The sequence below is a fragment of the Curtobacterium sp. MCLR17_051 genome, from assembly GCF_003234395.1.
GTDB classification, from domain to species: Bacteria; Actinomycetota; Actinomycetes; order Actinomycetales; family Microbacteriaceae; genus Curtobacterium; species Curtobacterium flaccumfaciens.
In genome coordinates this window covers 42108-63422 of the sequence record NZ_QKTA01000005.1, presented here as the reverse complement: position 1 = coordinate 63422, position 21315 = coordinate 42108, and the positions used below count along the sequence as shown (strand labels likewise).

The 21315-nt window shown below is 71.4% G+C and carries 20 protein-coding genes and 2 tRNA genes; 13 read left to right on the top strand and 9 right to left on the bottom strand.

What is annotated here, in order from left to right; genetic code table 11:
- The first annotated feature begins 59 nt into the window (after window positions 1-59).
- Together DEJ06_RS06465 and DEJ06_RS06460 are read left to right on the top strand one after the other, a co-directional pair.
- Window positions 60-136, top strand: a tRNA-Met gene (locus DEJ06_RS06465).
- Window positions 137-297: 161 nt separating this feature from the next.
- On the top strand, window positions 298-1137 hold the full coding sequence (locus tag DEJ06_RS06460; RefSeq protein ID WP_181436799.1) for a carbon-nitrogen hydrolase family protein: 840 nt from the start codon (window positions 298-300) through the stop codon (window positions 1135-1137).
- Window positions 1138-1169: 32 nt separating this feature from the next.
- Here DEJ06_RS06460 and DEJ06_RS06455 read toward each other — a convergent pair whose 3' ends face one another.
- Window positions 1170-2378 carry an aminotransferase class I/II-fold pyridoxal phosphate-dependent enzyme gene (locus DEJ06_RS06455; protein ID WP_111038795.1) on the bottom strand — a complete coding sequence of 403 codons (1209 nt, stop codon included), beginning with the start codon at window positions 2376-2378 and terminating at the stop codon, window positions 1170-1172.
- 191 nt (window positions 2379-2569) lie between these two features.
- On the opposite strand from DEJ06_RS06455, the gene DEJ06_RS06450 reads away from it, so the two are divergent.
- The 5 genes from DEJ06_RS06450 to DEJ06_RS06430 all read left to right on the top strand — a co-directional run bounded on the left by DEJ06_RS06450 (window position 2570) and on the right by DEJ06_RS06430 (window position 8769).
- Complete coding sequence (locus tag DEJ06_RS06450) at window positions 2570-4522, top strand: S1C family serine protease (RefSeq protein WP_258372451.1); 1953 nt, start codon at window positions 2570-2572, stop codon at window positions 4520-4522.
- Between the two features lie 182 nt (window positions 4523-4704).
- Window positions 4705-5748, top strand: coding sequence for a glycosyltransferase family 2 protein (locus DEJ06_RS06445; protein ID WP_111038794.1), 1044 nt, complete (start codon window positions 4705-4707; stop codon window positions 5746-5748).
- 4 nt (window positions 5749-5752) lie between these two features.
- Window positions 5753-6574 carry a CDP-alcohol phosphatidyltransferase family protein gene (locus tag DEJ06_RS06440; protein WP_111038793.1) on the top strand — a complete coding sequence of 274 codons (822 nt, stop codon included), beginning with the start codon at window positions 5753-5755 and terminating at the stop codon, window positions 6572-6574.
- A 44-nt stretch (window positions 6575-6618) separates the two neighbouring features.
- Window positions 6619-7494: a glycosyltransferase family 2 protein gene (locus tag DEJ06_RS06435; protein ID WP_111038848.1), complete on the top strand. Its 876-nt coding sequence runs from the start codon at window positions 6619-6621 to the stop codon at window positions 7492-7494.
- Window positions 7495-7536: 42 nt separating this feature from the next.
- On the top strand, window positions 7537-8769 hold the full coding sequence (locus DEJ06_RS06430) for a CDP-glycerol glycerophosphotransferase family protein (protein WP_111038792.1): 1233 nt from the start codon (window positions 7537-7539) through the stop codon (window positions 8767-8769).
- Window positions 8770-8816: 47 nt separating this feature from the next.
- Here DEJ06_RS06430 and DEJ06_RS06425 read toward each other — a convergent pair whose 3' ends face one another.
- The 4 genes from DEJ06_RS06425 to DEJ06_RS06410 all read right to left on the bottom strand — a co-directional run bounded on the left by DEJ06_RS06425 (window position 8817) and on the right by DEJ06_RS06410 (window position 11570).
- Complete coding sequence (locus DEJ06_RS06425; RefSeq protein WP_071405447.1) at window positions 8817-9119, bottom strand: hypothetical protein; 303 nt, start codon at window positions 9117-9119, stop codon at window positions 8817-8819.
- A gap of 116 nt (window positions 9120-9235) precedes the next feature.
- The gene (locus DEJ06_RS06420) at window positions 9236-10006 is read right to left on the bottom strand and encodes an ABC transporter ATP-binding protein (RefSeq protein WP_071405446.1); all 771 of its coding nucleotides are present in this window, start codon (window positions 10004-10006) and stop codon (window positions 9236-9238) included.
- Complete coding sequence (locus DEJ06_RS06415) at window positions 10006-10830, bottom strand: ABC transporter permease (protein WP_084741093.1); 825 nt, start codon at window positions 10828-10830, stop codon at window positions 10006-10008. The genes DEJ06_RS06420 and DEJ06_RS06415 overlap by 1 nt, the downstream gene beginning before the upstream one ends.
- Window positions 10831-10874: 44 nt before the next feature.
- Window positions 10875-11570 (bottom strand): NTP transferase domain-containing protein, encoded by a 696-nt coding sequence (locus DEJ06_RS06410; protein ID WP_017887019.1) that lies wholly within the window; start codon window positions 11568-11570, stop codon window positions 10875-10877.
- A 297-nt stretch (window positions 11571-11867) separates the two neighbouring features.
- Between DEJ06_RS06410 and DEJ06_RS06405 the strand changes: the two genes are divergently transcribed.
- From DEJ06_RS06405 to DEJ06_RS06395, 3 genes are all read left to right on the top strand, one after another.
- On the top strand, window positions 11868-13157 hold the full coding sequence (locus tag DEJ06_RS06405; protein ID WP_258372452.1) for an ABC transporter ATP-binding protein: 1290 nt from the start codon (window positions 11868-11870) through the stop codon (window positions 13155-13157).
- Window positions 13133-14704, top strand: coding sequence for an ABC transporter permease (locus DEJ06_RS06400; protein ID WP_111038791.1), 1572 nt, complete (start codon window positions 13133-13135; stop codon window positions 14702-14704). The genes DEJ06_RS06405 and DEJ06_RS06400 overlap by 25 nt, the downstream gene beginning before the upstream one ends.
- Window positions 14705-14792: 88 nt before the next feature.
- Complete coding sequence (locus DEJ06_RS06395) at window positions 14793-15053, top strand: DUF3039 domain-containing protein (RefSeq protein ID WP_099051947.1); 261 nt, start codon at window positions 14793-14795, stop codon at window positions 15051-15053.
- Window positions 15054-15222: 169 nt separating this feature from the next.
- Here the strand turns inward: DEJ06_RS06395 and DEJ06_RS06390 are convergent, their stop codons facing one another.
- Window positions 15223-16512 carry a nicotinate phosphoribosyltransferase gene (locus tag DEJ06_RS06390; protein ID WP_111038790.1) on the bottom strand — a complete coding sequence of 430 codons (1290 nt, stop codon included), beginning with the start codon at window positions 16510-16512 and terminating at the stop codon, window positions 15223-15225.
- 115 nt (window positions 16513-16627) lie between these two features.
- Here DEJ06_RS06390 and murI point away from each other — a divergent pair, with 115 nt between their 5' ends.
- The 3 genes from murI to rdgB are packed head-to-tail and all read left to right on the top strand — an operon-like array spanning window position 16628 to window position 18797.
- Window positions 16628-17473: a glutamate racemase gene (gene murI, locus DEJ06_RS06385; protein WP_111038847.1), complete on the top strand. Its 846-nt coding sequence runs from the start codon at window positions 16628-16630 to the stop codon at window positions 17471-17473.
- The gene (rph, locus tag DEJ06_RS06380) at window positions 17470-18207 is read left to right on the top strand and encodes a ribonuclease PH (protein ID WP_027464601.1); all 738 of its coding nucleotides are present in this window, start codon (window positions 17470-17472) and stop codon (window positions 18205-18207) included. Before murI ends, rph begins: the two co-directional genes overlap by 4 nt.
- On the top strand, window positions 18204-18797 hold the full coding sequence (gene rdgB / locus DEJ06_RS06375; protein ID WP_111038789.1) for an RdgB/HAM1 family non-canonical purine NTP pyrophosphatase: 594 nt from the start codon (window positions 18204-18206) through the stop codon (window positions 18795-18797). The genes rph and rdgB overlap by 4 nt, the downstream gene beginning before the upstream one ends.
- Window positions 18798-18892: 95 nt before the next feature.
- Here the strand turns inward: rdgB and DEJ06_RS06370 are convergent, their stop codons facing one another.
- From DEJ06_RS06370 to DEJ06_RS06360, 3 genes are all read right to left on the bottom strand, one after another.
- Window positions 18893-19600 (bottom strand): DedA family protein, encoded by a 708-nt coding sequence (locus DEJ06_RS06370; protein ID WP_027464603.1) that lies wholly within the window; start codon window positions 19598-19600, stop codon window positions 18893-18895.
- 145 nt (window positions 19601-19745) lie between these two features.
- Window positions 19746-19826: transfer RNA gene (locus DEJ06_RS06365), tRNA-Leu, on the bottom strand.
- A 166-nt stretch (window positions 19827-19992) separates the two neighbouring features.
- Window positions 19993-21300: an MFS transporter gene (locus tag DEJ06_RS06360; RefSeq protein WP_111038788.1), complete on the bottom strand. Its 1308-nt coding sequence runs from the start codon at window positions 21298-21300 to the stop codon at window positions 19993-19995.
- Window positions 21301-21315 lie beyond the last annotated feature (15 nt).

The following is a 21315-nucleotide window of genomic DNA, read 5'->3' as shown; positions in this document are numbered from 1 at the left end:
CCGTGGCGGGGCACTCGATTTGTGTCCCGCCACGGCCCCGTGTAGGCTTCTAAACGTGCCGCGGGGTGGAGCAGTTCGGTAGCTCGCTGGGCTCATAACCCAGAGGTCGTAGGTTCAAATCCTGCCCCCGCAACCAAGCGTCACATGAAGGCCCCGGTCCAACAGGACCGGGGCCTTCTTCGTGTCCCCGCCGCGAGACGCCCCGCCGCGAGACGCGAGACGCGAGACGCGAGACGCCCGGCGCAGGACGCCCAGCCGCAGGCCCGCCCGCCGCAGACCCCCGGGTACGCTCGCCGCATGGCCACCCTCACGATCGCGGCGGCGCAGTTCGCCCCCGTGGACGACCCCGTCGCCAACCTCGACACGGTGCGCACCGCCGCGGTCGACGCGGCGGCCCGCGGCGCGGACCTCCTCGTCACGCCGGAGTACACCTCCTACTTCACCGCCGACATCGACGATCGGTTCGTGGCGGCCGCGCAGCCCCTGGACGGTCCGTTCGTCTCCGGCCTCCGCGACATCGCCCGCGAGACCGGCATCGCCCTGGTCGTCGGGGTCGCCGAGTCGGCGGACACGCCGGAGCGCTTCCGGAACACCCTGGTCGCGGTGCTCCCGTCGGGCGACCTGGCGGCGACGTACCGGAAGGTCCACCTCTACGACGCCTTCGGCTCGCGGGAGTCGGACCGCATCGAGTCCGGCGACCCGCAGCAGCTGCCGGTCTTCGACCTCGGCGGAGTCCGCGTCGGGCTCGAGACCTGTTACGACCTGCGCTTCCCCGAGGTCACGCGACGGCTCGCCGCTCCCGAGACCGGAGCGGCCGACGTCGTCGTCCTCCCGGCGGAGTGGGTGCGCGGCCCCGGCAAGGAGCACCACTGGCGCACCCTCCTCACCGCGCGGGCGATCGAGAACACCGTCTGGGTCGTCGGGGTCGGGCAGACGCCGCCGATCGGGATCGGCGGCTCGGTCGTCCTCGACCCGTCGGGCGTCGCGGTCGCCTCGGCCGGTGCCTCGCCGACCACGCTCACCGCCACGATCGACACCACCGTCACCGACGCCGTCCGACGGGTGAACCCGTCGCTGTCGCTGCGGCGCTACGACGTCGCACCGCGCACCCTGCCTGGAGGCGCGGGGCAGCCCTGACGCGTCGGTCGCGTCCCCGACGCGGTCGCGTCTCAGGCGCGGGGACGCGCTCCGAGGGTTGCCAGACGCGCGGCGGCGTCCTCGAGGACACTCCGGCGCTTGCAGAACGCGAAGCGCACCAGGGACCGGTAGCCGGAGACCCGGTCCGGGCGGACGAACGCCGAGACCGGCACGCCCGCGACACCGGCCAACGCGGGCAGTTCGAGGCAGAACGCACGGGCGTCGTCGTACCCGAGCGGTGCGGCGTCGGCGAGCACGAAGTACCCGCCGTCGGGTCGCATCACGTCGAAGCCCGCCGCCGTCAGTCCGTCGGCGAGCAGTTCGTGCTTCGCGCGCAGGTCGGCGGCGATGCCGGTGAAGACTGCGTCGGGCAGACGGAGTCCCACGGCGACGGCCGGTTGGAAGGGCGCGCCGTTCACGAAGGTCAGGTACTGCTTCACCGTCGTGATCGCGTCGACGAGTGCCGGGGGAGCGGTGAGCCAGCCGACCTTCCACCCGGTCGTGTTGAAGGTCTTGCCGGCGCTCGAGACCGACACCGTCCGCTCGGCGGCGCCCGGCAGGGTCGCGATGGGCGTGTGCGGGACGTCGAACGTCAGGTGTTCGTAGACCTCGTCCGTGATGATCACCGCGTCGCGCTCGGTGGCCAGGTCGACGATCGTCTGCAGCACCTCGGTGGGCAGGACCCGGCCGGTCGGGTTGTGCGGGGTGTTCACGAGCACGGCGCGGGTGCGGTCGGTGAAGGCCGCGCGGAGCGTGCGCTCGTCGGGCAGGAAGTCGGGCGCGGTGAGCGGGACCGTGACGTGCACCCCGCCGGCCAGCCGGATGAGCGCGCCGTAGGCGTCGTAGAACGGCTCGAAGGTGATCACCTCGTCACCGGGTTCGACCAGCGCGAGGATCGTGGCGGCCAGCCCCTCGGTGGCACCGGCGGTGACGAGGACCTCGCGGTCGGGGTCCACCTCGAGCCCGTACCACCGCTGCTGGTGCTCGGCGATCGCCGCCCGCAGGTCGGGGGTGCCCCGGCCCGGCGGGTACTGGTTCACGCCGTCGCGGATCGCCTGCACCGCGGCCTCGAGCACCTCGGCCGGCCCGTCCTCGTCGGGGAAGCCCTGCCCCAGGTTGACCGCGCCGGTGCTGGCGGCGAGGGCGCTCATCTCGGCGAACACCGTCGGTGCGGGGACCCCGTCCGGTCCCAGCAGCATCGCTCCGTCGGCGGCTCGCAGCCACGGTCCTGCCTGGCGCATGTGGTTCCCTCCCGTGCGGGCGACGACGTGTCGCGCTGAACGGACCCCAACCTAGCTGTCCGTCCCGCGGCGGACCGGGCCACCGTGTACAGCGCACGCATAAGATCGCCAGGGGTGGCTCGCAGCCTCGCCAGAAGGACCGCTCAGGTGCTTGCGACAGACTGCACGAGCTTGAAAGGAGCACGTCCAGCATGACCGACACCACGCCCAACGGGCAGGGCGACGACCGCCGTCCGGACGATGCGGCTCCGCCTGCCGCCAGTGAGGACGCCGCAGCAGCGGCCACGAGAGGGAACACGTCGATGCCGAACGACTCCGACCAGCCGGACGAGACCCCTCGCCCGAACCAGAACCAGAACGACGAGACGACCCCGGACCACACGGACGTGATCCCGTCGTCGACGGACCACCCGACCGACCGCTACACCGCGCCGTACCCCGCCGTCTCCGGCGACTCCTCGGGTGCGCAGCAGGGCGGCTACGGCCAGCAGACGTCGCCGTACGGCCAGCAGCCCCAGCAGAGCCAGAACCCGTACGGGCAGCAGCCCCCGCAGAGCCAGAACCCGTACGGCCAGCAGCCGCAGTACGGCCAGCAGACGCCGCAGGCCCAGAACCCGTACGGCCAGCAGAGCCAGTACGGCCAGCAGCCCCAGAACCCCTACGGCCAGCAGAGCCAGTACGGCCAGCAGCCCCAGAACCCGTACGGCCAGCAGTCCCAGTACGGCCAGCCGGGCGGCGAACGCCCCCGCTACGGCGAGTACGCCCAGCCGACGTCCTCGACCGCTCCGAGCTCATCCTCCGAGTACGCGAACGCGTCCGCGCAGGCTCCGCAGTCGGCCACGAGCGGCTTCGGTGACGTCGACGGCGCGAACCAGCGCAACGGTCACTACTTCAGCGACGACGCCTCGGGCGCCGCGGCGACCACGACGACCAAGGACCGCTCGGGCCGCAGCAAGCTGCTCCTGCCGGTCATCGCCGCGGTCATCGCCGGTGGTCTGGTCGGCGGCGGTGCCGGTTGGGCCGTCTCCTCGGGCAACGACGGTGGCAGCGTGGTGTCCTCCGGTTCGTCGCAGGGCGGCAACCTGACCGTCAACGACTACGACTCCGCCACCGTGGTCACGGCCGTCGCGGCACAGGCGACCCCGTCCGTCGTCACGATCAACGTGTCCGCGAGCAACGAGGCCGGCACCGGTTCCGGCGTGGTGATGAGCAAGGACGGCTACATCGTCACGAACACCCACGTGGTCACCCTCGACGGCGACAGCTCGAACGGCCGGATCACCGTCACGACCTCGAACGGCAAGATCTACGCGGGCAAGCTCATCGGCACCGACCCGACGGTCGACCTCGCGGTCATCAAGATCGACGCGACCGACCTCAAGCCGATGGAGTTCGCGGACTCGTCCAAGCTCAACGTGGGCGACACGGCGGTCGCGATCGGCGCGCCCCTGGGTCTGTCGAACACCGTCACCGACGGCATCGTCTCGACGCTGAACCGCAGCATCCAGGTCACCTCGAGCGCCCCCAGTGAGGGCGGCGACTCGAACGAGGGCGGCAACGGCGGCTCGGGTCCCTTCGACTTCTGGGGCAACGGTGACAACGGCAGCAGCTCGTCCGCGAACACCACGGTGTCGCTCCCGGTCATCCAGACCGACGCATCGATCAACCCGGGCAACTCCGGCGGTGCGCTGCTCGACTCGAAGGGCCGACTGATCGGCATCAACGTGGCGATCGCCTCGGCTGGCAGCTCGTCGTCGTCGGAGTCGGCCGCCGGCAGCATCGGCGTCGGCTTCTCGATCCCGGCCAACCTGGTCAAGCGGGTCGCGAACGAGATCAAGGACAACGGGTCGGCGACCCACGGTCTCCTCGGCGCAACGGTCGGCGACGCCACCGAGGACGCCAGCGCCACCCAGGTCGGCGCCCTCATCAAGTCGGTGTCCAACGGCGGTGCCGCGGCGAAGGCCGGTCTGCAGAAGGGCGACGTCGTCACGAAGATCGGTTCGGCGTCGGTCTCCGACGCCACCGACCTGACCGCGCAGGTGCGCTTCTTCGCGGGTGGCGCCTCGACGACGATCAGCTACGTCCGCGACGGCCAGACCCGCCAGGCCGACGTGAAGCTGGGGACGTTCGACAGCAAGGGCTGACGCCACCACACGACGGACAGGAGGCCCGGGGCACGACGTGCGCCGGGCCTCCAGTCCGTCACGGGGCGCGTCCCGCGCCGACGCAGGTGGGCGGTTCGGCCTCTTGATAGGCTCATGGTCGCTCTGCGGGGCGGCACCGCCCCGGTGCGTCCCGTGCCGCCAGCCAGCACCCCGAGGTACGCATGCAGTCAGACGGACAGCCCCTGCCGGGCGTCTCGTACGTGATGCCCGTGCTCAACGAGGTCACCGAGGTCCGGGCCGCCGTCGGCAGCCTGCTCGACCAGGACTACACGGGCCCGTTCGAGGTCATCCTCGCGCTCGGGCCGTCGATCGACGGCACGAACGAGCTCGTCGCCGAGATGAGCGCTGCCGACCCCCGGATCCGCGCGATCGACAACCCCGTCGGGTCGACGCCCGCCGGGCTGAACGTCGCGATCCGTGCTTCCGTGCACCCCGTCGTCATCCGGGTCGACGCGCACTCGGTCCTGCCGACCGACTACACGCGGATCGCGGTGCACACGCTCCTCGAGTCCGGGGCGGACAACGTCGGCGGCATCATGCGCGCCGAGGGCCGGACCCCCTTCGAGCGGGCCGTCGCCCTGGCCTACGGCAGCCGTGTCGGGCTCGGTGGCACCCCGCACCACGTCGGCGGCACCGCGGGCCCGGCCGAGACCGCCTACCTCGGCGTGTTCCGACGCGAGCGGCTGTTCGACGTCGGACTCTTCGACGAGGGCATCAAGCGCGGACAGGACTGGGAACTCAACCGGCGGCTGCGCCAGACCGGCGGGACCGTCTGGTTCACGCCGGAACTCGTCGTCACGTACCGCCCGCGGCCGAGCCTGAAGCGCCTGGTGCGGCAGTTCGTCGCCACCGGGCTGTGGCGCGGCGAGCTCGCGCGTCGGTTCCCGGCCAACAACGGCCTGCGCTACTTCGTGCCGCCGGCCATGGTGGCGGCGATGGCGCTGGGCATCGTCGCCGGGCTCGCCGGCATCGTCGGCGCCGTGCTCCGTACCCCGCTCGCCTGGGCGCTGCTCGGGTTCGTGGTGCCCGTCGTCTACCTGCTCTTCGTCGTCCTGGGGTCGATCGCCGTGGCGCGCCGCTCCGGGCTGCCGACGCTCCTCTGGCTGCTCGTCGTGCTGCCGTGCATCCACGTGGGCTGGGGGCTCGGGTTCATCATCGGGTTCCTGACCCGCACGTCCGAGCTGACCACCCACACGGGACGGTGACCGAATGACCGACCAGCCCACGACCGGCCGCGGATCCGCACGGCCGACCTCGATCGCCGAGCTCCGGGCCGTCGCCCAGCCGGACGAGGTCCGTGCCCGCGCCAACGCCGAGCACTGGACGGCCTCGCTGTACCTGCGCGACGTCTCGCCGTACCTGACCTGGGTGCTCCTGAAGACCCGTGTCAGCGCGAACCAGGTCACCGGCCTGATGATCCTGGTGGGCTGGAGCGTCGCTGCCGCCCTCCTCATCCCCGGCATCTGGGGCGCCGCGCTGGCGCTCGTGCTCGGCCAGCTGCAGATGCTCGTCGACTGCTCCGACGGCGAGGTCGCCCGGTGGCGCGGCACCAAGTCGCCCGCCGGGGTGTTCCTCGACAAGGTGGGGCACTACACGACCGAGGGGCTGATCCCGGTCGCGCTCGGCATCCGGGCAGCCACCTGGCCGATCCACGACGCCGACTGGATGTGGACCACGATCGGCTGCGCACTCGGCCTGGTCATCGTGCTGAACAAGGCCCTCAACGACATGGTGCACGTGGCCCGCGCGAACGCCGGGCTCGACAAGCTCGTCGACCGACGGGACGCCTCCACCGCGCCGTCGGGTCGGAAGCTCGCCTCGCTCCGCCGTCTGGCGAAGTTCCTGCCGTTCCACCGCCTGTACCACTCGGTCGAGCTGAGCATGCTCGCGTTCGTCTTCGCCCTGCTCGCCCTGGTGATCGGCGACCCGCTCGCCAGCCGGATCCTGGTCGGTGCGCTGTTGCCGCTCGCGGTGCTCGCGACGGCCGGGCACTTCCTGGCGATCATCGCCTCGAAGCGGGTCAAGGCGTGACCGAGGACACGACCGTGCCCGGAACGCTGCGCCGCCACGCTGTGGTGCACCGCGGACGACCACGCGTCGCCGTCGTGAGCCTGTCGCAGGGCACCCGGCCGGACGACCTGCGCCGCGGGCTGGACAGCGTGCTCGCGCAGCAGGACGTCGAGCTCGACGTCGTCTGCGTCGGCAACGGCTGGGCGCCGACCGGGCTGCCGGACGGCGTTCGGGCGCTGGCCCTGCCCGAGAACGTCGGGATCCCGGCCGGGCGCAACGCCGGGGCCGAGGTCGTCGACGGCGACTACGTGTTCTTCCTCGACGACGATGCCTCGGTGCCGTCGCCGACGTTCCTGCGCGACGCGATCGCGGTGTTCGAGCACGATCCGTCGCTCGGCCTCGTGCAGCCCCGGGTCGTCGACCCCACGGGCGCCGCGAACCCCCGCCGGTGGGTGCCGCGGATCCGGAAGGGCGAGCCGGACCACTCGTCGCCGGTCTTCTCGGTCTGGGAAGGCGCCGTCGTGCTGCCGATGGACGTGTACCGGGCCGTCGGCGGCTGGGGTGCCGAGTACTTCTACGCCCACGAGGGCATCGAACTCGCCTGGCGGGTCTGGGACGCCGGCCGTCGGACCTGGTACGCCGGGGACCTCGTCGCGCACCACCCCGCGATCGACCCGGCGCGGCACACCGAGTACTACCGGTTGAACGCCCGGAACCGGGTGTGGCTCGCTCGGCGCAACCTGCCGACGGTGCTGCGACCGCTGTACGTGGGGTCGTGGGCCGCGATCCAGATCGCGCGCTGGTGGCGTCACCCCCGCCGACTGGCCACCTGGTTCGGTGGGATCCGTGAAGGATGGACGACCGACTGCGGTCCGGTCCGCCCGATGGGCTGGCTCACAGTCGCACGGATGACCATCGCAGGGCGGCCGCCGCTCGTCTGACCCGCCCGCCCCGTACCGCCCGAGCAGACCCGGAGAACGACCATGTCGATCATCAGCGACCTGCGGACCGCCCTGCGGCTCATCGAGCGACTCCTGACGTCGCGCCGAAGCCGGCGGCAGCTCGCACAGCGACTGCCGTCCGCGCCGAAGCCGGCGCCCGGTTCGGTCGAGATCGCCGTGTACTTCGCCGACGGTCCGGTCAACATGTACCAGGTGCGCCAGTGGTACGCGCCGCTGGCCGAACTCGCGAAGACGCACCCGGTGGCGATCGTCTCGCGGAGCCCGGGCACCATGCTGACCCTGCTCGACGAGTCGCCCGTGCCCGCGGTCTACGCCCGGCAGGTGGTCGACCTCGAGCACTTCGTCGACACCCAGGCGCCGAAGGTGGTGCTGTACGTCAACCAGAACGCCCGCAACTTCCAGATGATGCGGTACGGGCGGATGTGGCACGTCTTCGTCAACCACGGCGAGAGCGACAAGATGTACATGACCACGAACCAGTTCAAGGCGTACGACTACGCCCTGATCGCGGGGGACGCAGCACGCGATCGTCTGGCCGAGGCGCTGTGGGACTACGACCTGGACGCCCGGACCATCGCGATCGGACGCCCGCAGGCCGACCACTTCGCCGGAGCGGCCCCGTACCCGGACGACGACCGGACCGTCGTGCTCTACGCCCCGACGTGGGAGGGCGACCGCGGTGCCGCAGCGTACGGGTCGATCGCGTCGCACGGCACGGTCATCGCCGAGCAGGTGCTGGCGTCGCCCCGCCACCGTCTGGTCTACCGCCCGCACCCGCGCAGTGGTGTGCTCGACCCGGCGTACCGCGCGGCGCACGAGCGGATCGTGGCGGCGATCAGCGCTGCCAACGCCGCCGACCCCGCCGCGCACCACCTGTACGACGACGGCGGTGACCTCGGCTGGCAGCTGGCGGACGCTGACGTCGCGATCACGGACATCAGCGCGATGATCTACGACCGGCTGGCGGTCGGCAAGCCGCTCATCGTCACGCGACCGGTCTCGCCCGAGGCCGACGTCGACGAGCGGGGTTACCTGAGCGACGCGAACTGGCTGACCGCGGCCGATGCCCCGTCGGTGCTCGCCCGTGTCGACGCGGCCGCGAGCGACGCCGAGGAGCTCGCACGCCTGCAGCACTGGGTCGCACGGTACTTCGGCGACACGACCCCGGGTGCCGCCACGGAGCGGTTCCACGAGGCCGTGGAGTGGCTGCTCGAGCGGTGGCGGACCGTCGCGGCCGAACGCGACGGGCGCTGACGGCCGATCGTCACCCCGGTTGCTCCGTGGCGCAGGTCGGCGCAGGGTCACGGCTGGAGCCCCGGCCCGACGAGTGACATCCGCCAGAGGTACTCGGACCGGTCGGGCCGACGCCACCGCACGATGACGACCCCCGTGTCCTCGGGGTCGGCGCCGAACACCGCCAGCGACAACGACCTGCCCGGGTCGAGGCGGCGCACCGCGAGCGGCGGGCAGTAGCCGTTGCCCAGATGGGTGAGGGAGAGCCCGTCGACCGGCTCGGGGCCGGTGTTGACGAGGTCGTACCGACGCGGTGCGTGCGATCGGTCGACGGCGAACGGGACGGCGTACGCGGTTGGTGGGTGGTGCATGGGTGGAACGTTAGGGGGAGGGTCCGACGGCGGGACCCCGGGGGCGCTCACGAGGGCCGGGGCTGTGGAGGGAGCCAGCGATACCGGTGTTGGTGCAGGGGGAGTACCCCGGCCGGTCAGGAGCCGTAGTCGGCCGCGTACCGGGCCAGCGCAGCCTCGATGGTGCCGTCGAGCTGCAGACGACCCTTGTCGAGGTACAGCCCCCGGTCGCAGAAGCGGCGGAGGTCCTTGTCGCTGTGGGAGACGAAGAACAGCGTCCGGCCGCCGGCCAGGAGCTGCTCGATCCGCTTGTAGCACTTCTCGCGGAAGGCCTTGTCGCCGACCGCCAGCACTTCGTCGACCAGGATGACCGGTTCGTCGAGCCGCGAGATCACCGCGAACGCGATACGGACCTTCATGCCGCTCGACAGGTGCTTGTAGGGGGTGTCCACGAAGTCGGCGATCTCGGCGAAGTCGATGATCTCGTCGAAGGCGTCGCGGATCTCGGCCCGCGACATGCCGTGCAGACCCGCCGTCAGGTACACGTTGTCGCGCACCGTGAGGTCCCCGACGAAGCCACCGGTGATCTCGATGAGGGGGGCGACACCGGCACCCACGTCGACGCGGCCCTCGTCGGGCAGCATGACCTGGGCCACGAGCTTCAGCAGGGTCGACTTGCCCTGGCCGTTCCGTCCCACGACGCCGATCGCCTCGCCCGGGCGGACGTCGAACGACACGTTGCGGAGCGCCCAGAACTCATCGGCACGCTTGCGGCGCCCGCGTCCGGCGAACAGGTCCTTGAAGTTCCGGCTCGCGCGACGGTTGCGCTTGAAGCAGATGCCGGCGTCGCGCACCGAGATGACCGGTGCGACGGTCTCGGTGCGACGGGTCTGGTCGGTCGCGGTCATCACAGCTCCTTCAGCACGCGGTGCTCGCTGCGGCGGAACACCGCGAACCCGATCACCAGGACGATGCCGGTCACGACCACCGAGGCGCCGACCTCGAGCCAGTCGAGCTGGCCGGGGAAGAACGCCGCGCGGTACATGCCGAAGATGCCGGTGAGCGGGTTGATCGCGGCGATGTCGCGCAGGGCGGAGGGCAGCGCGTGCGTGCCGTAGATGATCGGGGACGCGTAGAACAGGAACCGCAGCACGAGCTTGGTGGCGCGCTCGAGGTCACGGAAGAAGACCACCAGCGGGGCGACGATGAGGCCCAGGCCGTAGACCAGCGCGCACTGCAGCACGATCGCCAGCGGGAAGAACACGACCTGCCAGTGCAGGTGGGCACCCGTCGCGATCGCGAAGGCCGCCAGGACCGGCAGGCTCAGCAGGAACTCGATGCCCTTCGACGCGATGATCCGTGCCACCCAGATGGTGCGGGGGATGGTGGTCGAGCGGATGAGCTTCGATTCCTTGATGAACGCCCGGGTGGAGTCCGAGACGCCGCCGGTGAACCACATCCACGGCAGCAGCGCGGACAGCAGGAACACGATGTACGGATCTTCACCGACCGAGCCGCGGTGGAAGACCTGCGTGAAGACGAACCAGTAGATCCCCGACATCACGAGCGGGTCGAGGATCGACCACACGTAGCCGAGCGCCGACGTCGAGTAGCGGACCCGGAGGTCGCGGACGGTCAGCAACCACAGGGCCTGACGATAGCGCCGACCGGCGCTCCGGGCCTTCGCGGGTGCGGGAGCCACGGGCGCGGTCGGCGCACTCGCTGTGGTCACGGTTTCCCTCCGGGCGGAACCGCCGAGGGGGTCCTGACGGTGGTTCAGGCGAACAGGTTGTTCGCGCGCTCGAGGTCCTCGGCGAAGTCGATCTCGACCGCGTACAGGTCGGAGATGTCGATCGGCGTCCAGCGTAGCCCGTCCTCGGCGATGGCAGCCTCGATGCCGCCCTCGAAGTACTCCTGGTCGTCGACGCGCCCGAGCTGGCGGATGAGGGCCTGCTTGTCGGCGGCGGAGACGTAGTTGATGCCGACGGCTTCGCCGAGACCCCCGACGACCTGCTTGGAGAGCTTGTGGATGAAGCCCTCGGCGTCGACGGTGTACTTGACCTCTTCGTCGGAGACCTTGTCGGTGTTGACGCTGACGAAGGAACGGCCCTCGTCGATCATGTCGGCCGCACGGACGAGCGCCATCGGGTCGAAGACCACGTCGCCGTTCATCCAGAGGACACCGCTCTTGCCGGTGGCCTTGAGGGCACGCAGCAGGCTCTTCGAGGTGTTGGTGGAGTCGTAGGACTCGTTGTAGACGAAGTTCGCTTCGGGGAACGCCTCGACGATGTGCTCCGACTTGTAGCCGACGACGATCGTCACGCGGGCGCTCGAACCGAACGCGGCGCGGATGTTGTCGAACTGCTGCTGCATGATGGTGCGGCCGTCACTGAGCTCCGTGAGCGGCTTCGGCAGGCTGCGGCCGAGACGGCTGCCCATCCCCGCTGCGAGGATCACGATCTGCGTGGTCATGCTGGTCCCTTCTGGTGTCCGCCCGCGCACCCTGGGGTACGGGCGGGCCTCGTCGAGTCTGCGCTTCCAACGTCCGAGTTGCCCGAGAACCGGTCGCGTCGACGTGGTCGTCGCAGCGAGGAGGCTGCCGGGATCGCCTGCTGGAGCAGGTTTCCAAGTGGTGAACACTCCTTCGTGCCCTGGTGAATGATACGGAAACACCCCCTCGCGGGGTACGGGTCTGCGTGCTTCGTACTCAATTCGTGACCCTGGCAGCGACGGTTCCCGACGGTCGGAGAGCGTTGGTACGGTGGGTCGATGCCAGCGCGAGCAGAGAACGAGGACGTGTACGCCACGGCCGACGCTGCCTGGATGACCGAGGCGGGGGACGCCGACGACGCGGACACCGCCGCGGCTGCTGAGGACGACGCAGCCGACGACGACACGGGGGACACTGATGCGGACGACGCCGCCACTGATGACGCGATGACCGACGGGACGGCCGTCCGCGCCGACGCGACGACGGCGACCCACCCGGACGACGCGACGACCGGCACCGACGCGACGACCGGCACCGACGCGACGACCGAGACCCGCACCGACGACACGACGACGGACAACCGCACCGACGACGCGACGGCCGCAGCGCCCCGCCCCGCGAAGGCGCGCAACGGCAAGGGACGCACCAAGCGCCCGACGAAGGCCGCCCCGCGGACCGACGCCGCGCCTCCCGTCCCGACCGACGCGGACGAGGCGACGGACGTCGCCGACCGGGCGAGCACCGCCGCGCCCGCGGCGAAGAAGCGTGCGCCCCGCACCGCCGCCCCGAAGCAGCCGCAGACGCTCCAGCCCGTGGTGCTCGCAGCGAGCGGCCTGGTCAAGCGGTACGGGCAGACCCTGGCCGTCGACGAGGTCGACCTCGAGATCCGGCAGGGCTCCATCTTCGGCGTGGTCGGCCCGAACGGCGCCGGCAAGACGACGACCCTCTCCATGATCACCGGACTGCTGCGCCCCGACGCCGGCTCGGTGACGGTGCTCGACCACGACGTCTGGGCCGACCCGACGGCGGCGAAGCGCAGTCTCGGTGTGCTGCCGGACCGGCTCCGCCTGTTCGACCGGCTGACCGGCGCGCAGCTCCTCTACTACTCGGCCACACTCCGCGGGCTCGACGGTGCCACCGCCCGGAAGCGCAGCGCCGACCTCGCCGAGGCCTTCGGGCTGGGCGAGGCGCTGGGCCGCCAGGTCGCCGACTACTCCGTCGGCATGGCGAAGAAGATCGCCCTGGCCGCGACCCTGATCCACTCGCCGCGGGTGCTCGTGCTCGACGAACCGTTCGAGTCGGTCGACCCGGTGAGCGCGGCGACGATCACGGACATCCTGCGCCGGTACACCCGGGGTGGCGGCACGGTCGTGCTGTCTAGCCACTCGATGGAGCTCGTGCAGCGCACCTGTGACTCGGTCGCCATCATCGTCGGCGGCAAGGTCCTGGCGTCCGGCACCATGGCCCAGGTCCGCGGGCGCAAGAGCCTCGAGGACAAGTTCGTCGAACTCGCCGGCGGTCGTGTCGTCGCGGAGAGCATGGAATGGTTGCACAGCTTCTCCGGCTGAGGGCGGACCTGCTCGCGGGCGAGGTCCGCGGCACCGCCCGCCGGTCCGTCGCCGTCGTGCTCGGGAGCCTCGCCGGGCTCCTCGCCGCCGTGTTCGTCGCGGCGCAGACCATCGCACTCGGTGACGCCGACCCGGACGTCGCGCGTGCCGTCATCGTGCCCGTCGGCACCCTGATCACCTTCGGCTTCACGGTCGTGCCGCTCGTCGTCGGCCGGAGCGACCAGCTCCACCCGCGGCGCTTCGCGGTCTTCGGCATCGAGCGCCGTCGCCTGGCGATCGGACTCGTCGTCGCCGGCCTCGTCGGCATCCCGGTGATCGGTGTGGTCGTCGTCGCGGTCGGCCAGGTCGTCGCCTGGGCCCGTGACCCCGGTCTCGGGCTCCTCGCGGTGCTCGGTGGGCTGCTCGGCGTCGCCACGTGCGCGCTCCTCATCCGGGTCTGCTGCACCGTCGGCTCCCGGTTGATCGGGCCGGACCGCTCCCGCGACGCCGGGTGGCTGGTGGCGCTCGTCATCATCGCGCTCTCGATCCCGACGGTGGCGCTGCTGCTGCGTGTCGACTGGCTCGACCCGCAGGGCGCCGAGATGCAGCGCGTCGCGGACGTCGCCGGGTGGACCCCGTGGGGTGCCGCGTGGGCCGTGCCCGCCGAGGTCGCGAGCGGCCACGTCGGCGCCGGTGTCCTGAAGCTCCTCGTCGCGGTCGCCGTCGTCGCGCTCCTCGCCTGGGCGTGGTGGGCACTCGTCGGCCGTGCGCTCGAGACCGTCGACGACCGTGCCCGCACCCGCCGCTACCAGGGCCTGGGCTGGTTCGACCGGTTCGGTTCGGCTCCGGTGTCGGCCGTCGCCGCCCGGGCGCTCACCTACTGGGTCCGCGACCCGCGGTACCGCACGTCGTACCTGATCATCCTGCTCGTGCCGATCGTCGTCATCCCGCTCGGTGTCGCCGGGGTGCCGTGGCAGTGGACCGCGCTCGTGCCGCTCCCGCTGATGGCGTTGATCGCCGGGTTCCTCCCGCACAACGACGTCTCGTACGACAACACCGCCGTGTGGCTGCACGTCGCCTCGGGTGCGCCCGGGTGGAGCGACCGGCTCGGCCGTGTCGTGCCCGTGCTGGTCGTGGGGGCGCCCGCGATCGTCGCCGGGGCCGCACTGTCCGCCCGGCTGTTCGGAGACTGGGCGGCGTTCCCGCTGCTCATCGGCGTGAGTGCGAGCGCGCTGTTGTCCGGGCTCGGGTTGTCGAGCGTCCTGTCCGTGCTCATGCCCTACCCGACGGTGCGGCCGGGCGACCACCCCTTCCAGCAGCCCCAGGCCGCCGGCGTCACCGCCACGGTCGCGCAGGCGTCCATGGTGATCGGCATCGTGCTCTGCACGGTCCCCGCTGCCTGTCTCGCGGTGCTCGCCGTCGTGCAGGGTCCGGAGCCATGGTCGGTGCTGACGCTCCTGGTGGGCATCGGGGTCGGTGCCGTCGTGCTCGTGATCGGTGTCTCCGCCGGCGGACGCCTGTTCGACCGCCGCGGCCCCGACCTGCTCGCCGCGGCACAGCGCAACTAGCAACTCCGAGCACCGAGCGACTCCGCGAGACGATCGCCCAGCGCGGACGAGCGGCGCGCCCGAGGGCGGACCGTCGTACCCTGGACCCATGAGCATGACGGAACCAGGCGGCGGCCTCGACGTGATGGACCGGGAGCTCGAGAAGCTCCTCGAAGACGAAGCGATCGAACCCGGTGACCACGAGCGGTTCTCGCACTACGTGAAGAAGGACAAGATCCTGCAGTCGGCCCTGTCCGGCAAGCCGGTCAAGGCCCTGTGCGGCAAGAAGTGGATCCCGGGCCGCGACCCGGAGAAGTTCCCGGTCTGCCCGGACTGCAAGGCCATCTACGAGAAGATGAAGGCCGAGTAGACGCGACCAGCAGACGGACGGGAGGCCCGTGGCGACGCCGCCACGGGCCTCCCGTCCGCCTGTCGGTCGCTTCGTGAGCAGCAATGGTCGCGTCCGTCACACAGACCCGACCATTGCTGCTCACGAAGCGGCGTCGCGCGACGCGACGTAACGTGCGCGCGTGTGCGAGCTAGATCACCAGGGTGGGGATGGCCGGGTCGCCGCGCCCGATGCGTGACGCGTCGGCGGGCAGCTCCGCCTTCGCGCGCTTGTGGTGTGCTCGTGCGGCCTCGACGCCCTGCGTGCCGAGGAACGCGGGGTCGACCTCGCCGCCGGTGACCACGGGGACCAGCAGCGGCCGCTCGTCCGGGCCGACCTGCGCACCCGTGAGCACGATCTCGGCGGTGGCGACGCCGTTGCGGAGTCGTCGGCCCGCCTCCTTCCGGCCGCCGATCGACGCCTTGTCGGCCGACTTCTTGGCGACGGGGACCCAGTCGCCGCCGTCCGCGTCCCGGTGCGCGACGAGCTTGAACACCATGCCGGCGGCCGGGTGCCCCGAGCCGGAGACGACCGAGGTGCCGACGCCGTACGAGTCGACCGGGGCGGCTCGGAGCGCGGCGATCGTGTACTCGTCGAGGTCGTTCGTCACCGTGATCTTCGTTCCCGTCGCGCCGAGGCGGTCGAGCTGCGCACGCACGGCGGCGACGACGGACGGCAGGTCGCCGCTGTCGATCCGGACGCCGCCGAGCTTGCCGTCGGTGAGCCGGACGGCCGTCTCGACCGCGGCCTCGATGTCGTAGGTGTCGACGAGCAGGGTCGTGCCGTTGCCGAGCGCGTCGAGCTGCGACCGGAACGCCTGCTCCTCGGAGTCGTGCAGCAGCGTGAAGGCGTGCGCCGCGGTGCCCATCGTGGGGATGCCCCAGGTGCGCCCGGCCTCGAGGTTGCTCGTCGCACCGAAGCCGGCGATGTAGGCGGCACGGGCGGCAGCGACGGCGTTCCACTCGCCGGTGCGGCGGGAGCCCATCTCGGCGAGCGGGCGGCCGTCGGCGGCGGACACCATCCGGGCCGCGGCCGAGGCGATCGCGGAGTCCGCGTTGAAGATGCTCAGGGCGAGGGTCTCGAGCACGACGGCCTCGGCGAAGGTGCCCTCGATCTGCAGGATGGGGGAGTTCGGGAAGTAGACCTCGCCCTCCCGGTAGGCGCGGACGTCGCCGCTGAACCGGTAGTCGGCGAGCCACGCGGCGGTGCCGGCGTCGATGACGCCGCGTTCGCGCAGGAACCCGATCTCCTCGTCGCCGAAGCGGAAGTCCCCGAGGGCGGTGAGGAAGCGTCCGAGCCCGGCCGCGACGCCGTAGCGGCGGCCGTCCGGCAGCCGCCGGGCGAACACCTCGAAGACGCATCGGCGGTCGGCGGTGCCGTCCTTCAGGGCGGCGTCCACCATGGTGAGCTCGTACTGGTCGGTGAGGAGCGCGCTGGTCACGTCTCCGACACTAGTGACGTGACCCTCGGGAGGCCCGGATCACCTCGGCCGCCCGGCACGCGTGGCGCGCGTGGCCGCGTCGGTGCTGGTCGGCCTGCGTCGGTACGCTGGTGCCGTGACGGATGCACCGATCGGAGTCTTCGACAGCGGGGTCGGCGGCCTCACCGTGGCCCGCGCCATCATCGACCAGCTCCCGCGCGAGAGCATCCGGTACGTCGGCGACACCGTGCACTCGCCCTACGGCCCGAAGCCCATCGCCGACGTCCGCCGCTACGCGCTCGAGGTCATGGACGACCTGGTCGAGCAGGGCGTGAAGGCGCTCGTGATCGCGTGCAACACCGCCTCGTCCGCCGTGCTCCGCGACGCCCGCGAACGGTACGAGCAGGCGTACGGCATCCCCGTCGTCGAGGTCATCCAGCCCGCGGCCCGCGCCGCCGTCAAGCAGACCCGCACGGGCCGCATCGGGGTCATCGGCACCGTCGGCACCATCGCGTCGCGTGCCTACGAGGACGCCTTCGCGGTCGCCGCCGACGTCACGCTGACCACCGCCGCGTGCCCCCGGTTCGTCGAGTTCGTCGAGGCGGGGGACACCTCGTCGCCGTCGCTGCGCGAGATCGCGGCCGGCTACCTCGACCCGATCCGTGCCGCCGACGTCGACACCCTCGTGCTCGGCTGCACCCACTACCCGCTCATGTCCGCCGCGATCCAGTTCGTCATGGGTCCGGAAGTCACGCTCGTCTCCAGCGCCGAGGAGACCGCGAACGACGTCTACCGCCGGCTCGTGGAGCACGGGCTCGAGCGCACCGCGACCTCCGCCCCGACCTACTCGTTCGAGGCGACGGGCGACGACAAGAACGGCTTCATCCGGCTCGCCCGGCGCTTCCTCGGTCCCGAGGTCTCGAGCGTCGGCCACCTCCAGACGGGGGCCATCACGCTGCCCCGCACCGAAAGGACCCCATGACCGACAACCTCCGCGTCGACGGCCGCACCGCCACCGACCACCGTCCCGTCACCATCGAGCGGGGGTGGAGCACGCAAGCCGAGGGCAGCGCGCTCATCTCCTTCGGCAACACCAAGGTGCTCTGCACCGCGTCGTTCACCAACGGCGTGCCCCGCTGGCTCGCCGGCAAGGGCACCGGCTGGGTCACCGCCGAGTACTCGATGCTGCCGCGGTCGACCAACGAGCGCATGCAGCGCGAGTCCATCAAGGGCAAGGTCGGCGGCCGCACCCACGAGATCTCCCGCCTGATCGGGCGTTCGCTCCGTGCCGTCGTCGACACGAAGGCCCTGGGCGAGAACACCCTGGTCATCGACTGCGACGTGCTGCAGGCCGACGGCGGCACCCGCACGGCGTCGATCACGGGCGCGTACGTGGCGATGGCCGACGCGATCGAGTGGGGCCGCGCCAAGGGCTTCATCGCGAAGAAGGCCACCCCGCTCACCGACAGCGTGCAGGCGATCTCGGTCGGCATCGTCAAGGGGGAGCCGATGCTCGACCTCGCCTACACCGAGGACTCCGCCGCGGACACCGACATGAACATCGTCACGACCGGGTCGGGCAAGTTCATCGAGGTGCAGGGCACCGCCGAGCACGCGCCGTTCGACCGAGACGAGCTGAACGTCCTGCTCGACCTCGGCCTGGCCGGCAACCAGTCGCTCGCAGCGATCCAGCGTTCGGTCCTGGGTCTGGCGTGACGTCCCGCGAGGTGGTGCTGGCCACCCACAACCAGGGCAAGGTCGTCGAACTGCGCGAGATCCTCGGGTCGGCGCTGGGCGAGGGTGTCGAACTCGTCGGGTACGACGGCCCCGAGCCGGTCGAGGACGGCGACAGCTACGCCGCGAACGCCCTGATCAAGGCGCGTGCCGCCGTCGCACACACGGGGCTGCCGGCGCTCGCCGACGACTCCGGGATCGCCGTCGACGCCCTCGGTGGTGCACCGGGCATCCACTCGGCCCGCTACGCCGGTACCCGCTCGGACGCCGACAACATCGCGCTGCTGCTCACGGACCTGCAGGGCGTCGTCGAGCGGACCGCCGCGTTCGTGTGCGCTGCCGCCTTCGTGACGCCCGACGGTCAGGAGCACGTCGTCGAGGCCGTCTGGAACGGCGAGGTGCTGACCGAGCCCGTCGGTGACGGCGGCCACGGCTACGACCCGGTGTTCCGGCCGGACGACGCCGACCGCTCGTCGGCGGAGCTCACCCGCGACGAGAAGAACGCCCTGTCGCACCGCAGCAAGGCGTTCCGGGGCATCGCGCCGATCGTGCGGGAGCACTTCGGCGTCTGAGCGCCCGCGCTCTTTCCGTTCCGCACAACCGAAGTCGCCCCGAACCACGTGATCACGTGGTCCGGGGCGACTTTGGTTGTGCGCCGGTGCTGCGGCTAGAGCGTCGGGTCGACGGTCGGGGCCGTGGTGGCCTCGGCCTCGTTCGTGTGCTTCGCCTTGCGGGCGTTGCGCAGGTACGTCAGCGCCATCGGCACGACGGTCACGACGACCGCGGCGAGCAGGATGATGTCGATGTACTCGCGGACGATGTGCGCCACGAACGGGATGTGCCCGATGAAGTACCCGAGGAAAGTCACGCCGACGCCCCAGACCACGGCACCGATCGCGTTGTAGAGCGAGTACTTCTTGTAGTCCATCCGGCCGACGCCCGCGGCGATCGGGGCGAAGGTGCGGACGACCGGCACGAAGCGCGCCAGGATCACGGCGAGCGGGCCGAAGCGGTGGAAGAACGCGTTGGTGCGCTCGACGTTCGCCTTCGAGAAGAGCCCGCTGTCCTTCCGCTCGAAGATCGGGGGCCCGGCCTTCTTGCCGATGTAGTACCCGAGCTCGCCGCCGAGGAACGCGGCGGCGCCGATCATCAGCGCCGCGACCCAGATCGGGATGCCGCCGATCTCGCCACCGCGGTCGAAGGCGAACAGGCCGGTGATGACCAGCAGGCTGTCGCCCGGGAAGATGAAGCCGATGAGCAGACCGGTCTCGGCGAACACGATCGCGCAGACCACGAGCACGGCGATGGCCCCGAAGTGGTCGAGGATGTACTGCGGATCGAGCCACGGGATCAGGGCGAGTGCGACGGAGTGCATGGTTCTTCCGGTCGTGGAGCGGGAGTCACGGGGAGGACTCCCGCGGGATGAGGGTACCGCCCGGAACTGACCGGGCCATCCCTCGCAGGGTTGACCTGCACGAGGCGTGCGGATGACCGCAACGGTGCGCCAGGAGGGGACTCGGTGCGGAAGGAGGGACTCGAACCCTCACGCCTGGGGCACAGGAACCTAAATCCTGCGTGTCTACCGATTCCACCACTCCCGCGAGCAGCGGCAGTCTACCGAGCGCGGGGTGCGGGGCGGACGTGCGCCGGGCCTCCAGGCCGTGGGACGCACCGTGCGCGGGACGTCACCCGGTGCGAGGAACCGGACGTGGTGCGGGGCGGGCCGACTGCCACCGAGTACGGAACCTCGCACGGGACGGCAGCGCGTCAGCGCAGCGGGCGCGGCAGGTACCGGGGCACGTACCGGAGCAGGATGCCCGCGCCGACCAGGCCGAGCACGCCCATCACCCCGCTCGCGACGGCGATGGACGCGACGGCGGTCACGCCGGAGATGAGGAGCGGTGCGGCTGCCGACCCGAAGTCGCCGGTGAACCGCCACGCCCCGAGGAACGGTGCCGGGGCGTCGCGCGGTGCGAGGTCCGCGCCGAGCGTCATGAGGATGCCGGAGCCGACCCCGTTGGCCAGGGACATGCCCATCGCGATCGCGACGAACCAGCCGATCCGGGCGTCCAGGTGGCCGCTCCAGGCGAGCAGGAAGTAGCTGATGCTCAGGCCGAGCATGCAGGGCAGGGCGCTCGCGAGCCGTCCCCACCGGTCCATGATCTGCCCGCTCGTGTAGAACAGCGCGAAGTCGACGGCTCCGGCGATGCCGATCACGAGTGCCGCGGTCGAGTCGTCGAGGCCGACGCTCACCGCCCAGAGCGGCAGGATCACCTGCCGCCCGGCGCGCATCGCACCGATCAGGCCGGCGCCGCTGCCGAGCCGCAGCAGGACCGCCCCGTTCGCGCGGATGGTGCGGAAGAGCCCCTGCGCCTCCTGCTGGACGAACTGCGCCCCGGTGTCGGCGGGCGGTTCGGTCGCGTGGTCGCTCGCGTCCGTCGCGTGGTCGGCCGACAGCCGGGAGGCCCGTGGCGGCAACCGCAGACCGCGTGTGCCCGTCGCGGGGTCGCGCAGCACCAGGAGCACGGTCGCGGCCGCCAGGCAGCAGACGACGTGGATCCAGAAGGCGCTGCTGGTGGTGCCGGTCAGGTGGATGACGCCGGCGGCGATGAACGGGCCGACGAAGTAGCCGAAGCGGAAGACGCCGCCGAGGCTCGACAGCGCCCGGGCCCGGATCCGCAGGGGGATCGCGGTGGTCATGTAGGCGTGCCGGGCGAGGGCGAACACCGCGGTGGAGACACCGACCAGGAACACCCCGAGCGCCAGGACCCAGGCGTTCGCGGCCGTCGTGGCGACCACGAGCCCGACCACCGACACGAGCGCGGCGCCGATCATGGCGTTCCGCTCGCCGATGCGGGCGACGACGATGCCGGACGGCACGTCGCCGATGAGCTCGCCGACCAGGATGAGCGAGGCGACGAAGCCCGCGAACGCCAGGCTGGCACCGAGCGAGTCGGCCGCGATCGGGATGATCGGGATGATCGCGCCCTCGCCGATCGCGAAGAGCGCAGCGGGCAGGAACCCGGACAGCAGGACGGACCGGAAGTCGAATGAGTCGTTCCCCGTCGTGGCCATCGCCCGACCAACGGT

Coding starts and splice junctions, on each gene's coding strand:
- DEJ06_RS06395 (WP_099051947.1), top strand. CDS start 14,793: ATGAGCATGACGGAACCAGGCGGCGGCCTCGACGTGATGGACCGGGAG.
- DEJ06_RS06420 (WP_071405446.1), bottom strand. CDS start 10,006: ATGACCGCGACCGACCAGACCCGTCGCACCGAGACCGTCGCACCGGTC.
- DEJ06_RS06410 (WP_017887019.1), bottom strand. CDS start 11,570: ATGACCACGCAGATCGTGATCCTCGCAGCGGGGATGGGCAGCCGTCTC.
- DEJ06_RS06460 (WP_181436799.1), top strand. CDS start 298: ATGGCCACCCTCACGATCGCGGCGGCGCAGTTCGCCCCCGTGGACGAC.
- rph (WP_027464601.1), top strand. CDS start 17,470: ATGACCGACAACCTCCGCGTCGACGGCCGCACCGCCACCGACCACCGT.
- DEJ06_RS06360 (WP_111038788.1), bottom strand. CDS start 21,300: ATGGCCACGACGGGGAACGACTCATTCGACTTCCGGTCCGTCCTGCTG.
- DEJ06_RS06400 (WP_111038791.1), top strand. CDS start 13,133: ATGGTTGCACAGCTTCTCCGGCTGAGGGCGGACCTGCTCGCGGGCGAG.
- DEJ06_RS06445 (WP_111038794.1), top strand. CDS start 4,705: ATGCAGTCAGACGGACAGCCCCTGCCGGGCGTCTCGTACGTGATGCCC.
- DEJ06_RS06430 (WP_111038792.1), top strand. CDS start 7,537: ATGTCGATCATCAGCGACCTGCGGACCGCCCTGCGGCTCATCGAGCGA.
- DEJ06_RS06405 (WP_258372452.1), top strand. CDS start 11,868: ATGCCAGCGCGAGCAGAGAACGAGGACGTGTACGCCACGGCCGACGCT.
- DEJ06_RS06370 (WP_027464603.1), bottom strand. CDS start 19,600: ATGCACTCCGTCGCACTCGCCCTGATCCCGTGGCTCGATCCGCAGTAC.
- DEJ06_RS06425 (WP_071405447.1), bottom strand. CDS start 9,119: ATGCACCACCCACCAACCGCGTACGCCGTCCCGTTCGCCGTCGACCGA.
- DEJ06_RS06450 (WP_258372451.1), top strand. CDS start 2,570: ATGACCGACACCACGCCCAACGGGCAGGGCGACGACCGCCGTCCGGAC.
- DEJ06_RS06440 (WP_111038793.1), top strand. CDS start 5,753: ATGACCGACCAGCCCACGACCGGCCGCGGATCCGCACGGCCGACCTCG.
- DEJ06_RS06455 (WP_111038795.1), bottom strand. CDS start 2,378: ATGCGCCAGGCAGGACCGTGGCTGCGAGCCGCCGACGGAGCGATGCTG.